Below are 13,734 nucleotides of genomic sequence, written 5' to 3' on the forward strand. Positions count from 1 at the left end.
CCCAATGATAAAACTATCGATAAACCAAATTTCATAATGAACCCCTTTATTAAAAATTCATTGTTCTTAAAGAAATATTTTTTAAGAACAATGAGTATTCTAATGTAAAAAAATAAAATAAAACTTAAATTTTTATAGGCACTCTATAAATTTAAATATAGAGTATTATTAATGAATTGTTACTTTTTGCTAAAGGATTTTATTTCAAGATAAGGAGTTACGCAATTTCTCTTACCCCTAGAGAATCTTAAAATAAAATATTACGATTTGATACAAAAAAATATGAATGTCTCAAAATACGCTCAAGTATAGGGAATCTTATAGATTATGTTACTATTTAACACAAAATAAATGAAATGTGTAGATTCTCAAAGGTTATACTCAACTCAGTGTATTTTTAAGCAAAATCAAATTTTGAAAAAGCCTTTGAGATAGGAGTACTATTATTTCATAACCTTAGGCAGAGTAATGCCTCTTTGCCCTTGGTATTTGCCTTTTTTATCTTTGTAGCTTACCTCACAAGGCTCATCTCCTTCTAAAAAAAGCACTTGAGCAATGCCCTCATTTGCATAAATTTTAGCTGGAAGTGGCGTGGTATTGCTAATTTCAATAGTGATATGCCCCTCAAACTCTGGCTCAAAAGGGGTAACATTTACGATAATGCCACATCGTGCATAGGTGCTTTTTCCAAGACAAATTGCTAATACATTGCGCGGGATTCTAAAATACTCAATCGTGCGTGCTAGGGCAAAAGAATTTGGTGGGACAAGACAGAATCCCTCATCTTTAGCGTCTATTTCTACGACATTGCGTTCATCAAAGGATTTGGGATCAACAAGTGTTGCTCCAATATTTGTAAAAATCATAAATTCACTTCCTACGCGAATATCATAACCATAGCTTGATAACCCAAAACTTACACTATTTTTACCTATTTGCTTTTCACAAAATGGCTCAATCATACCTTTTTTGCTCATTTCTTTAATCCAAGTATCTGACTTTAATCCCACAATGAACCTCACTTTTAAAAAATTTTTGTTTTTTTAAAAAAATCGTGTTATTATAGCAGACTAAATTTCACTTCAAAGGTGTAATAATGAATCTGCAAGAAATCAAAAAGATTATGGAACTTTTCGATAATAGCAATATAGCAAAGTTTAGCGTGAAGCAAGAGGGTTTTGAGCTTAAATTACAAAAAGCTGGAGCGTGTAATGTCGTGCAAACTACTCCTCAAGTTGCAGCACAAATTGCTCCAGCAGTAGTAACTCCAGCGGTTCCTGAAGTGGCTGCTTCTGTGCCTAGCGTATCAAAAGATAAAGATATGAGTGGAGATTTTGTTACCTCACCAATGGTTGGGACATTTTATCGCTCTCCAAGTCCGGGTGCAGCACCTTATGTTAATGTAGGTGATGTAGTGAAAAAAGGGCAAACGGTGGGTATCATCGAAGCAATGAAGATTATGAATGAAATCGAAGCGGACTTTGATTGTAAAATTGTTGCCATTGAAGTTAATGATGGGCAACCTGTGGAATATGGCACAAATCTTATTAAAGTCGCTAAACTCTAAGGTAAAATAATGAGTGTCAAACAACGAAATATACAAAAGATTCTAATCGCAAATCGTGGCGAAATCACACTACGCGCTATTAGGACAATCCAAGAAATGGGTAAAGAAGCCATAGCAATTTATTCTACTGCTGATAAAGATGTGTATTATCTTGATGTAGCTGATGCGAAAATCTGTGTGGGTGGGGATAAATCAAATGAAAGTTACCTGAATATTCCTGCTATTATGAGTGCAGCCGAACTTCTCAAGGTTGATGCAATTTTTCCGGGCTATGGATTTTTGAGTGAAAATCAAAATTTTGTGGAGATTTGTTCTCATCACGGGATAGAATTTATTGGTCCAACAGCTGAAGTTATGGTGCTTATGAGTGATAAATCAAAAGCAAAAGATGTGATGAAAGAAGCTGGAGTGCCTGTAATTTTAGGAAGTGATGGAGCTTTAAAGGATTATAAAGAAGCACAAAAAATTGCTGATGAGATTGGTTATCCTGTGATATTAAAGGCTGCAGCAGGTGGTGGCGGAAGAGGTATGCGTGTAGTTGAAAAGCCCGAAATGTTAAAAAATCTCTATCTGGCTGCAGAATCTGAAGCGGTAAGTGCATTTGGCGATGGCACAATTTATATGGAGAAATTTATTCGTAATCCTAAACATATTGAAGTGCAGATTCTCGCAGATAAGCACGGCAATGTTTTGCATATTGGTGAGCGTGATTGTTCGGCACAAAGGCGACAGCAAAAACTTATTGAAGAATCACCAGCGGTAGTGCTTAAACCTGAAGTGCGTCAAAAATTGCTAGAAACAGCAGTAAAGGCTGCACAGCACATTAAGTATGTGGGAGCTGGGACTTTTGAATTTTTGCTTGATGCAAATTATGAGGATTTTTATTTTATGGAGATGAATACGCGTTTGCAAGTTGAGCATACCGTGAGTGAAATGGTGAGTGGGCTTGATTTGGTAGAATGGATGATACGCATTGCAGAGGGTGAAAAGCTTCCTAGTCAAGAAAGCATTAGTTTTAAAGGACATTCTATTGAATGCAGAATTACTGCTGAAGACCCTGAAAAATTCTATCCTTGTCCGGGAAAAATCACAAAATGGGTAGCACCCGGCGGAGCAAATGTGCGCCTTGATACACACGCTTATGGAGGATATGTCGTGCCTATGCACTATGATTCTATGATTGGGAAGTTGATTGTATGGGGAGAAAATCGCCAACAAGCCATAAATCGTATGCATAGAGCCTTGAAAGAATTTTGTATTGAAGGGATTAAGACAACAATTCCTTTTCATATCACAATGATGAAAAATCAAGACTTTCTTGCATCAAATATTCACACAAAATATTTGGAACAAAATATGCTTGATTTAGGGCAATAGGCAAGAATCGGGGTTATTTTATTTATTAAGGAGTGAGTAATGAAAATTAGTAATACAACACAAAATATTGCTCAAGAAGAGCTTAAAAAACAAGGAACAAAAGAAACAAAACAAGCTCAAACTTCACAAAAAAAAGCCCCTAAATTAAGCGCAGGACAGAACACAGATACAAGTGAGATTAAAAATAATCCATTTGCACAAGATGTGAAAAGGTTAAATAGTGATATTGGTAAATTACAAATCGCTCAAAAATCTCTCCAAGTGATAGAAGCCGATGCGAAAAAGATTGCTAATCTCTCTGAAGAAATGAAAGAAACTTTTGATAAAGCAGAGCAGGACGAAATCAAAGAAGAGATAGGCGCATTGAAAAAAAATATAGAATCCACTCTTAAGAATGCAACATTTGAAGGGAATAATGTTTTTAGTAAAAATATTAAGGATAACAAAGAACAAGTTATTTTTGATGCTCAAAAGCTTAATACAAAGCTGCTTAATACAGACGCACAAAAATTTTACAGCATTGTAACAGAGCAGCAGACACAGGTTAAAGATGCGATTCAGACTTTACAAAAACAAGCGCAAGAGAGCACTAATAAAATTGCTCAAAATAGTGTGAGTGCTAAAGATACAAATATGGAAGAAACTAATGGTTCTTTCCTTAAGAAGTTTGGCTCACTTTTCCGCACATCACATAATACAGAAAAATTAAATAATCAGCGAGTGCAAGAGCTTCTAGCCTAATAGGTTTTTCCTTTTATGATTCCTTATAGCACACAACTTATTGAGCAAGATGATGTAGATGCGCTTTGCTCTGCGTTGCGTTCATCTCATCTTACGCAAGGTAAGATGACAAAAGCTTTTGAATCTGCCTTGTGTGAAAAATGTAATGTTTCTTATGCTATAAGTTTTAATTCTGCAACATCGGCTCTCTATGCGCTCTATGGCGCATTTATGTATAAATATTTTCCTACTTTTGCACAGCCTTATAATACCCGCAATACAGAGGAGATATATTTTGTTACGACTCCTATAAGTTTTGTTGCTACGACTAATATGATGCTCCAATGGGGAATTAAGCCGATTTTTTGTGATGTAAAAGATGATGGCAATATTGATGAAAATGCCTTAGTGCATATACTTGCCTTGCACCCAAAAAAAGCGCATATTAAAGCTATTGTGAGTGTGGATTATGCCGGAAAAAGCGTAGAGATAGAATCTTTACACACTTTGGCAAAAGCACATAATCTTTTGCTCTTTTCAGATAGTTCTCATTCTTTTGGTGGAAGCTATAAGGGTAAGCCTATAGGCTCACTTGCTGATGCGACAATTTTTAGCTTTCACGCAGTTAAGCCCATTACAACTGCAGAGGGTGGGGCATTACTTACTAATGATGAGGAACTAGCTCATTATGCAAGGCTTTTGCTTTCACACGGCGTAGAGAAAGAAACTTTGTGGAAATATGATTGCTTCCTTGCAGGTATGAATTTTCGCTTAAGTGAGCTTGGTGCGGCACTTGGGCTTAGCCAAATAAAAAAAATTAATCGTTTTATTGCTAGTCGCCACGAAATCGCGCTTTTTTATGATGAGGCGTTTAAGGATAATGCTAACTTTATGGCTATCTCAATAGATTCACATATTGTTAGCTCACATCATCTCTACCCTCTTTTACTCGCTCCACATTTACACTCTCAGAAAGAAATTATTTTTAGCACTTTGCAAGAGCGTGGTTTGGGTGTGCAGGTGCATTATAAGCCTATTTATCAGTTTGAATTGTATAAAAGACTTTTTGGTGAGATGTCTTTACTAAATGCTAATAGATTCTATCTTTCTGAAATTTCTATTCCTTGTCATCAGTCTTTGAGCAAAGGACAAGCAAAGGAAATTGTTGATATTGTTTGCAAGGTATGTCAAGGGTAAGTCTTTTTCAAATTTAAATATTTTAGACTTAATCTCTATCAAATTTTTGTTATTTTGGTAAGTTTATAAATTTAGAGTAGTTTGTGGTAAAGGTTATGAAATGGAAGTAAGTGTATGTGTGTAGATTCTTATATCATCTTTACCAAAAGCTTGAAAAAGTTTATTGATAATAAAATGAGCTTTTTCTTCAGTGAGTAGGATTCTAAAAATACCATACTCTTGCCTACCGCTGACTTGCTCCGCAGCACTTTTAAGGAGTGAGCTTGAGGCATATTTTTCGCAACTAATATAAAAAAAGTCATCATATCCATCTTCTAAAAGCATATCAACCATAGCATCTTTAAGCTCGACTTTAAAGTAAATATCAACATTTAATATGTCTTGTTTCATTCGTCAAACTTTATGAAATGAGATTAGGTGTTTGCTCACCATAAGTGATAACTTGATTAATTTTAAAAATACCTATCAAATAAAAAATACTTCCTGCAAGAGCTGTAATACACGCAGCAAAGAAAATAAGCACAGTTATTAAAAGTATGATGTTAGCAAAAGGAGAAAGCGCATCTAAATTTCCTAGTACAGCTGCATAAATAACTGCAATAATAAAAGATGTTATGCCAACTATAATTCCTCCAATAAGTGCTAGTTTAATGCCTTTAAAAAAATAAGGGCTATTTAAAATAAAGCTTAACTCTTTACCCATTTGCCATAAAATATAGCAAATAATGATACAGCCAATAAAAACAACAAGTAAAATAAAATTTCCTATTATATTTGCAAATGCTGCAACTACACCCATAAGCAAAATAATGCCAAAATATGCAAGATAGAGATTAAAAATGCGTCTTCTTAGACTTAATTTAGAGAGATAAAAATATGAAAGAAACATACAGATAATGCAACAAAAGCCAAGAATGTTGATAATAATCGTATTTGTTGGCGAAATCTCTACCTCTTGCGTAACAGGATTAATAGACATCGTAGAAACAACAATCAAAAAGCTAATGATCTTAAGAAATATAGGGATAATCATCAAATATTTAGCGCGTTTAAGAGTGGGTGTATCAGCAATATTATGAATTTGAACATCATCGGGAATAGGTGGCATATTTACACGAAATAAAGACATTTCTGCTCCTTATTTGAATCTAAAATTAAGGAGTGATTATAGCGAAAAAATTTAAATTTTATTTGAATTTATAGCTTTATAATTTTTGCTCCAAAGCCACCCATATTTGCTGGAGCATCGCTAAAAGAGAGAATCTTGGGGTGAGTAAGGAGATAATCTCGCACAAGTTTGCTTAAGATTCCACTGCCAATGCCGTGATATACAAGCACTTCATCATATCCTGCAATGAGTGCGTTTGATAAAAATTCATCAAGTTTTTCTATTGCCTCTTCTCCACGCATTCCGTGCAAATCACAGCTTACACCCACATTTTTAGTCTGTGTCAATGTGATAGTGCTTTTGGGTGCAGGTGTAGTAGGAGCTGTGCCTAACGATTTAAGCAAAGCAAGCTTTTCTTTCAGTTTCACACCATTGTCAAGCTCAATAAAGCACATTGCACCCTTTATGCTTATGATTTTGCCTCTTGTGCTTTTATATTTTACCCTATCGCCAACTTTGAAAGTTTGTGAATCTTCTAATTTGGGAGGTTCTGGCGTGATTTTATCTTGCAAAATATGATGAGCTTTGTTAAAAGCCTTGTGTATGTCTTTAGATTCTTTTGCTTTGAGAGCGTTTTTAAGTGTTTGTGTGGCGTTTTGATAGGTGGATTCTAGATGATGTTGTAACTTGAGAAAAGATTCTCTTTGAGTTTCTTCTTGTTCTTTAAGTGATTGAATCTTGTTTTCATAATTTTTTATGAGCGAATCTAGCTCTGTGCGTTTATTTGAAAGCGCAATTTCTAGCTCACTTGAACGTTCAATAAGCTCATTTAATCGTTCTTTATCTTCACCATACACTTCTTTTGCGCGTTGGATAAGTGTATGTGGGACTCCATATCTTTGTGCGCTTTCAAACGCATAGCTTTTACCAATGCTACCTTCAAGAAAACTAAAGAGTGGTTTTTGGCTTTGTATATCATACATTGCAGCACAGAGCTGGACTTTGGGATTGTGTGCCATAAGTGCCGCAAGATGTTTGTGATGTGTGGTAAGCACAATATGTGCGCCATTTACCATTATATACTCTAAAAGCACCTTGTAGAGACTCGCCGCTTCGTCCGCATCTGTGCCTAGCTCGATTTCATCGATACCAAGCAGGAGATGTTCTGTGTTTAGAATCTCCTTAAATTCAAGCATTCTTCCTGCAAAGGTTGAAATATCATTTTTGCTATTTTGAGGGTCAGAGATAATAGCTACAATATGCTTAAAATATGGAATTTGCGAGCGATGAGCGTTGATTTTAAGAGGAATGAGAAATTTAGTGAGAAAACACGCGCTAAGAAGTGATTTTAGAAGTATGGTTTTTCCTCCTGCATTCACACCGGTAATCATTAAGGTTTGGGCATTAAACTCTAAACTAATGGGTTTTGGATTGGCTAAGGTTGGGTGGGAAAATTCGTGCAAGATAATATTTTTTTGTTTATTGAGCTGATAGATAAAGGAGAGATTATAAGTTTTAGCAAAGCTTAACCGCGCATAAATATGGTCAAAGGTATCAAAAGCGTGATTAAGAAAAGTCAAAAAAGGGATATGTTTATGTAAGGTCACACATAGAGCAGCACAAAGCTTGTATAAGCTTTCTTGCAAGCTATCTTTGAGTGTGTTTTGTCTCTCTTTAAGCGTGATAATGGAATCTGGCAAGAGATAAAAAAAGCCATTATGTGAGCGTTCGAGCACCATACCACTGATAACTTGAGTATATCCGGCTTTAAGCAATAAGCATTCGTGTTCATTGATATAATGCACATTATGATTCACAAGATAAGGTGATATAGCATTAGAGTGTAGAATCTTTTTCATTTGCTCATCTATATGGATTTTATTTTGTTTAATATGAGATTTAAGTGCATCAATTTCTGGATAAATACCTTCTTTTAGCTCACCCTTTTGGTTAAAAATATCTTCCATATCGCATAAAGATTGAGGAATGCTAATTTTATCAAGCCATATTTTGGTGTGAGGTGTAGATTCTAAAATGTGTCCTTTGAGATAAAGAAAATAGCGCACAAGTTGAATAAAAGAAAAAATTTGCTCCAAATTTAAAATGCCACTTTTTTTTAAATGCAATAATGGCATATCAAGCGAGGCAATCTTTGGTGGAGCAGATAAGGGCGTATTATTAAGCTCTTGTAAGATTTTGGTATAAAAAAGTCTATCACCATTAAAAATAAAGCTTTTTTCACGCGCAAAATGGCTTTGAAAAGACTCTAAAAAAGTAGATAAATCAAGCCTAGAAATAAGTGTGCGATACTCTTGTGTAGGCATTATTAATCTTGCATTGAGGGATTTTGATTTTTTTGTAAATCTTGATTGTTATTTTCCTGTATTTTTGGGCTCGATTCTGTATTTTGCTCTTTAAGCACACAATCTTGTAAAGGAATAACGATATGCGAAAAGGATGCATTACTTTTACCTTGAAAGCTCATCGTTCCATTGCTTAGGTTAAAATCTTTTGCACTAACAATCATATCTTTTCCTTGATATTTACATTCAATAGGTTTCTCGCGTAAAAATGCACTTTTTAGAGCATTAAGTTTCTCGCTTTCATTTTCTTGTAAGATATTATAAATGCCAATAAGTCCAGCAAGTGTTAAAAAACATATACCAATGATGATTTTACTTTTGCGTGAAATTTGTTCTTTGTATTTGGAAAGAAGCACAAAAATAAAAACCAAAAGGAGTAATATTAGCAAAAAGATAAGATAACCCATTATTTTTCTCCTCGTAATTGATATGTAATATCTCCTGCACCAAGTCCTATAATAAGTGCATCTTGCAAAGTTTTGATGAGATTTTCTTTATCATAGAGATATACTTTAGAATCTTTAACCTTAAGATGTGTTGCAAAGGTGGGGTTATATTGTGCAAAAAGTAAGGCAAAATCAATGTCTATATGTGCTTCACCTGCTTTCCAAACAGGCAAAATCACAAGTTCATCGCAAAGGTTATCAAAGCAATCCACAAATGCTTGGAGATTGTCAAGCACACGCGAATATTTATGAGGTTGCCAAATGGCAATGACTTTATTATGCGGTTTGAGTGAGTTATAAATCGCTACACTTTTGAGTGTGGCAAGGATTTCTGTTGGGTGATGTGCGTAGTCATCAATAATTGTTGTTGCACCTTTTGTCAAAATATCAAAACGTTTTTTAATGCCTTTAAAATGTTGAAGATTTTGTTTTATTATTGTTAGTGATGTAGTGCCAAGCTCTTCGATTGCACACAAAATCGCTAAACTTGCATTTTGTGCCATATGTTCTCCAAAGCCCCACACACTAAATTCTCCATAATTTTTTAAGCTAAAAGTTGTTTGTGGCTCATCATTATGGAGGCTAAAGGATATGTTTTTAATATCTGCTTTTGGATTAAGTGTAATAGCAGGTATGTCTGTGAGACTTTGCAAAAATGGGTCGCTTAGGTTAAAAATACATTTTTTGGCTGTATGGATAAATTGCGTATAAGCACCATAAAATTCATTTAAATCGTGATTGTAGCTCTCCATATGTTCTGGCTCTGCATTTGGGATAATCGCATAATAAGGATTTGAATTTAAAAAGCTTTTATCAGATTCATCGGCTTCAAAGATGATGCTTTCACTTTTTGCTTCACGCACATTTGAGCCAAACTCTTTAGAATCTGCACCGATAATTGCACCAAATTGTGGAAAAATTGCACTTAAAATCGCACTTGTGGTAGATTTGCCGTGTGCGCCACATACACTAAAGACACGTTTTTCTTTGAGGATAGAGGCAATAGCTTCTTTGCGTGAAAGGACTTTAATGCCTTTTTTTATCGCTTCTTGCACTTCAATGTTGTCTGGTTTAATAATGGCTGAATGTATCACTAAATCTTGGTTGGTAATGGCTGTTGCACTATGAGGGATATTGATTTCCACTCCTTGAGCACGGAGATATTTTGTGGCACTTCCCTCTGCAATATCAGAGCCACTAATATCTATACCTTGAGAGTGGAGATATTTTGCTAAGCCTGAGATACCAATGCCACCAATGCCTATAAAATGTATTTTCATACATATTCCTCCTTGTAAAGTTGTATAGCTTTTTTTAGGGCAAACAAAGCTCTTTTGGTGGTTTCATTATCATAAACAAGGGCAATTCTTACATAGTCTTTGCCTTGAGATTCTCTACCAAGGTAGCTTCCGGGTAGTGTAAGCACCCCCATTTTTTCATAAGCAAATTTGCAGAATCTTTCATCATTATCTACCTTAAGCCATACATAAAAAGTATATGGGGCAATTTGTGCTTCATTGAGTTCTAAAATTTCACGCGCTAAAGCAAGATTTTTTGCATAAATGTGACGGATAGATTCAGGAGTTTGCATATCATTCCACGCAACTGCAGCGGCTTTTTGCAAAGGTAAAGGAAGCGCACAGCCCAAATAAGTGCGATAGAGATTATACGATTTTAGAATCTCTTCATCACCAGCGACAAAGCCACTACGTAATCCCGGAGCAGAGGAGCGTTTAGAGATAGAATTAAGTGCTAAAATATTTTTAAATTGAGGATTATTTGCTTGTATTGAGGCTTGGAGGATACTTGGTGGAGGGGTATTTTCATAAATTTCACTATAACATTCATCATTTATGATTACAAAATTATACTCAAGTGCTTGTTTTACCCATTCTGTAAGAGATTGTAAGGGAAGCACTCTGCCGGTTGGATTATTTGGTGAATTGAGAATGACTAAATCTACATTTTGCAACTCTTGTGGAGTGAGTGAGGGCGTGAAGTGATTATCCTCTGTGAGATTCATAAGAATAATGTGTGATTTTGAAGCAATTGCTGCTCCTTCATAGATTTGATAGAATGGATTAGGATAGGCTATTGTGGGATTTGCTTTGCCAAAAAGATAAAATTGTGGAAAATTAAAAAGCACTTCTCTTGTGCCAAAAGTGGGGATAATTTGGCTAGTGGTGAGGGTGAGATTATAACGTTTGTCGATAAAATTGAGTTGGGCATCTTTAAGTTCATCTTCACCACTTGATTTTGGGTATTTATTGAGAAGTGGAGCGTTATTTTGCCAAGATTCTATAATATTTTGAGGCGTGGGGAATTGTGGCTCACCAATAGTGAGCGTAAAAATCTCATCATTACTCGGAGGAGAGCTGTAAGCAAGCAGAACACGAAGTTTTTCAAAGGGGTAGCTTTCAAATTGGTTAAGCACATTAATCTCCTTAAAATACTTTGATTTACTTAAAAATTTATTTTATAGAAAGTCTTGTTCATTTAAGTTATCTTGTTTTATTGTTGCATAGATATGTTTTCTATTAATTTGCACGGATTATATAGTAAAATGATAATTTTTTGATTATATTTTGCTTTTTACCCTTGATTTTTTTATCAAGCATTGATAAAATCATACGCCTAAAAGTTATCGCATAACAATATTTACGCGGGAGTAGCTCAGTGGTAGAGCACAACCTTGCCAAGGTTGGGGCCGCGGGTTCGATCCCCGTCTCCCGCTCCATAAATAAATGTGAAAGCTTAATATAGAACTATATGTTTTTGGCATTAAACTGCACTTATTTTAAGAGCAAAAATATGCAGATGCCCGGGTGGTGAAATTGGTAGACACAAGGGACTTAAAATCCCTCGGACATTGCGTCTGTACCGGTTCAAGTCCGGTCTCGGGCACCACCTTAAATAATGGCACCTCAATTAATATGAGCATTAAAGAAGTAGGATAACTCGCTTAAGATTCTATTAATGCAGGATTTTAAAGTGGCGACATAGCCAAGTGGTAAGGCATGGGCCTGCAAAGCCTTGATTCCCCAGTTCGAATCTGGGTGTCGCCTCCAAACAATACATACTTATTTGCCTCATTATTTTTTTACGGGAGATGGCTGAGTGGTTGAAAGCGGCGGTCTTGAAAACCGTTGAGGGTAACACCTCCGGGGGTTCGAATCCCTCTCTCCCGGCCACTATGGACGTCTTCATTAATACTAATCTAATTCATTTGATATGATGTGTTAATGATTTTTGCTCCCTTGCTTCTATTGCACCGCCAACAAAGTGTTTGTAAATTTTCTTCAATACTTAATCCACCCTTACTCAATGGTATGATATGGTCTATTTCTAATAAGAGATTTGCTTCAATATGTGTTGAGTTTTTGCAATACCTACAAGTGTAATTATCGCGCCTTTTGATATATTCTCTTAATTTTTTACTCATTAAGGCTCGTTGATATTTTGCGCTCTGTAGATATTTGATTTCATTAGAGAGATAGACAATAAATCGTTCTAGCCCTTCTTCATCAAAAAGAATTTCAAATTCCAACGAGCTAAGCCCACCAGCACTCACATATTGAAAAGTAAATATAGGATAAGAGAGTTGATGAAAGCCAACTTCTTCAAAACCTAGTTGGTATTCAAGTTTTTCACGGGCATATGTTTTGATTATGCTGGGTATATCATTACCCATAGTTTCTAAGATTCTGTTTTTTTCTGCTTCCAATAAGGATTTGCCTTCTTGTATTGCACAGAAAGCATTGAGTGTATCTTCAAAGTCTGCTAGGGTTGCTTCATCTTTGTCTATATTGAAATATTTGCAAAAATATTTATAAGGCTGGATTTCCGCGTTTCTATAAAGATTCAAATTGGTTGTGTAAAAAGTATTTTCTCCCTTGTTTAAAAGGAGGTATGGTCTCTTGTAGTCGTATAGGCTTGTATCAACCGAGACAGCTTCCCCATAATCACTTTTGGCTGCATTGAGATGTGTCTCTAAATCGTTGATGTGGGCATTTAATTCATTGCAATCTTGTATGTAGCTTACTATTCTGTTTTTTATTGCAAAGAAATCTTTGCTTTCAAAATACCATTGGGAATATGCTGATAATAAAACATTTTTGAGTTTGTTGAAAGCGTTTTTAAATACAGAGTATCTTTTTTCATAACACACAATACCAAGAATAATCCGGTAAGCAAGATATAAGATGCTTGTAATCAAAATGCCACAAATGATATAAAACATACTTTCATACAGTATTATTCCAATCACTGTTGCAAGAGCTAAAAGTCCTTCTGCTTCTTTTTTTTCATCATTCCCCCAATTTTGCAGTTTATACATCTTTGATATTTAGTATAAAAAATAAAACCGCTCATTATAGTGGATAATTTTTGTTTTTGTTTAATTCTCATTTTGGTTGTGATAAGACAAGTTAAAACTATGTTAAGAATCGTAAGGACAACTATAAAAATTTACAACATTATTGAATAATGCAAAATAAAATGGCAAAGGCAAGTTTTAGAGTGTTTTACTCTTGACAAAGCAAGATGAAATCTATATAATTGCAACTTTTTTATTCTATGTGCTGGTTTAGCTCAGTTGGTAGAGCATCTGCCTTGTAAGCAGAGGGTCGGGGGTTCAAGTCCCTTAACCAGCTCCATTTTTTGCACTCTAGCGGTATCGCTTTCAGTGTTTGACCAGTTTTGTGATTATTTTTGGTGAGTTACTCAAGTGGCCAACGAGGGCAGACTGTAAATCTGCTGTCTCCGACTTCCGTGGTTCGAATCCACGACTCACCACCACTTTGTTTTGAATGAATCAATATGACAGGTGGTAGTCAAAATAGTTTTAATAAGTTTGCGGGAATAGCTCAGTTGGCTAGAGCATCAGCCTTCCAAGCTGAGGGTCGCGGGTTCGAGCCCCGTTTCCCGCTCCATACTGGGAGCTGAATCTTCTCTTCA

Annotated in this window: 12 protein-coding genes and 7 tRNA genes; 11 read left to right on the forward strand and 8 right to left on the reverse strand. The window is 35.4% G+C overall.

What is annotated here, in order from left to right:
• Window positions 1-443: 443 nt before the first annotated feature.
• Window positions 444-1,010, reverse strand: coding sequence for a dCTP deaminase (gene dcd, locus LS65_RS08305; RefSeq protein ID WP_034360477.1), 567 nt, complete (start codon window positions 1,008-1,010; stop codon window positions 444-446).
• Between the two features lie 86 nt (window positions 1,011-1,096).
• Here dcd and accB point away from each other — a divergent pair, with 86 nt between their 5' ends.
• From accB to pseC, 4 genes are read left to right on the forward strand one after another with little or no spacing between them, the layout of a single operon-like run.
• Entirely contained in the window at window positions 1,097-1,567 is a 471-nt protein-coding gene (gene accB, locus LS65_RS08310) for an acetyl-CoA carboxylase biotin carboxyl carrier protein (RefSeq protein ID WP_034360475.1), read from the forward strand.
• Window positions 1,568-1,576: 9 nt separating this feature from the next.
• Window positions 1,577-2,944, forward strand: coding sequence for an acetyl-CoA carboxylase biotin carboxylase subunit (locus LS65_RS08315; protein ID WP_034360473.1), 1,368 nt, complete (start codon window positions 1,577-1,579; stop codon window positions 2,942-2,944).
• A 39-nt stretch (window positions 2,945-2,983) separates the two neighbouring features.
• Window positions 2,984-3,685: a V-type ATP synthase subunit I domain-containing protein gene (locus LS65_RS08320; RefSeq protein ID WP_034360470.1), complete on the forward strand. Its 702-nt coding sequence runs from the start codon at window positions 2,984-2,986 to the stop codon at window positions 3,683-3,685.
• Between the two features lie 15 nt (window positions 3,686-3,700).
• Window positions 3,701-4,861, forward strand: a complete 1,161-nt coding sequence (gene pseC, locus LS65_RS08325; protein WP_034360467.1) for a UDP-4-amino-4,6-dideoxy-N-acetyl-beta-L-altrosamine transaminase — start codon at window positions 3,701-3,703, stop codon at window positions 4,859-4,861.
• A gap of 93 nt (window positions 4,862-4,954) precedes the next feature.
• Here pseC and LS65_RS08330 read toward each other — a convergent pair whose 3' ends face one another.
• The 6 genes from LS65_RS08330 to LS65_RS08355 form a co-directional block, all read right to left on the reverse strand.
• Window positions 4,955-5,251, reverse strand: a complete 297-nt coding sequence (locus tag LS65_RS08330; protein ID WP_052060952.1) for a DUF3240 family protein — start codon at window positions 5,249-5,251, stop codon at window positions 4,955-4,957.
• Window positions 5,252-5,261: 10 nt separating this feature from the next.
• On the reverse strand, window positions 5,262-5,990 hold the full coding sequence (locus tag LS65_RS08335) for a hypothetical protein (protein ID WP_034360464.1): 729 nt from the start codon (window positions 5,988-5,990) through the stop codon (window positions 5,262-5,264).
• A 68-nt stretch (window positions 5,991-6,058) separates the two neighbouring features.
• The gene (locus LS65_RS08340; RefSeq protein ID WP_034360461.1) at window positions 6,059-8,293 is read right to left on the reverse strand and encodes an endonuclease MutS2; all 2,235 of its coding nucleotides are present in this window, start codon (window positions 8,291-8,293) and stop codon (window positions 6,059-6,061) included.
• A 2-nt stretch (window positions 8,294-8,295) separates the two neighbouring features.
• Window positions 8,296-8,739, reverse strand: a complete 444-nt coding sequence (locus LS65_RS08345) for a hypothetical protein (protein ID WP_052060950.1) — start codon at window positions 8,737-8,739, stop codon at window positions 8,296-8,298.
• Window positions 8,739-10,058 carry a UDP-N-acetylmuramate--L-alanine ligase gene (gene murC / locus LS65_RS08350; protein ID WP_034360458.1) on the reverse strand — a complete coding sequence of 440 codons (1,320 nt, stop codon included), beginning with the start codon at window positions 10,056-10,058 and terminating at the stop codon, window positions 8,739-8,741. Before murC ends, LS65_RS08345 begins: the two co-directional genes overlap by 1 nt.
• Entirely contained in the window at window positions 10,055-11,212 is a 1,158-nt protein-coding gene (locus tag LS65_RS08355; RefSeq protein WP_034360455.1) for a succinyldiaminopimelate transaminase, read from the reverse strand. The genes murC and LS65_RS08355 overlap by 4 nt, the downstream gene beginning before the upstream one ends.
• Before the next feature lie 228 nt (window positions 11,213-11,440).
• Here LS65_RS08355 and LS65_RS08360 point away from each other — a divergent pair.
• The 4 genes from LS65_RS08360 to LS65_RS08375 all read left to right on the forward strand — a co-directional run bounded on the left by LS65_RS08360 (window position 11,441) and on the right by LS65_RS08375 (window position 11,969).
• Window positions 11,441-11,515, forward strand: a tRNA-Gly gene (locus tag LS65_RS08360).
• A gap of 82 nt (window positions 11,516-11,597) precedes the next feature.
• A tRNA-Leu gene (locus tag LS65_RS08365) sits at window positions 11,598-11,685 on the forward strand.
• Between the two features lie 86 nt (window positions 11,686-11,771).
• Window positions 11,772-11,846 (forward strand) — tRNA-Cys (locus tag LS65_RS08370).
• A 35-nt stretch (window positions 11,847-11,881) separates the two neighbouring features.
• Window positions 11,882-11,969: transfer RNA gene (locus LS65_RS08375), tRNA-Ser, on the forward strand.
• 26 nt (window positions 11,970-11,995) lie between these two features.
• On the opposite strand, the gene LS65_RS08380 is transcribed toward LS65_RS08375, so the two are convergent.
• Window positions 11,996-13,114: an HNH endonuclease gene (locus LS65_RS08380; protein ID WP_052060948.1), complete on the reverse strand. Its 1,119-nt coding sequence runs from the start codon at window positions 13,112-13,114 to the stop codon at window positions 11,996-11,998.
• A gap of 243 nt (window positions 13,115-13,357) precedes the next feature.
• On the opposite strand from LS65_RS08380, the gene LS65_RS08385 reads away from it, so the two are divergent.
• The 3 genes from LS65_RS08385 to LS65_RS08395 all read left to right on the forward strand — a co-directional run bounded on the left by LS65_RS08385 (window position 13,358) and on the right by LS65_RS08395 (window position 13,709).
• Window positions 13,358-13,433 (forward strand) — tRNA-Thr (locus LS65_RS08385).
• A gap of 57 nt (window positions 13,434-13,490) precedes the next feature.
• Window positions 13,491-13,575, forward strand: a tRNA-Tyr gene (locus LS65_RS08390).
• A 57-nt stretch (window positions 13,576-13,632) separates the two neighbouring features.
• Window positions 13,633-13,709: transfer RNA gene (locus LS65_RS08395), tRNA-Gly, on the forward strand.
• Window positions 13,710-13,734 lie beyond the last annotated feature (25 nt).

Source organism: Helicobacter japonicus (genome assembly GCF_000762845.2).
Classification (GTDB): Bacteria; Campylobacterota; Campylobacteria; order Campylobacterales; family Helicobacteraceae; genus Helicobacter_C; species Helicobacter_C japonicus.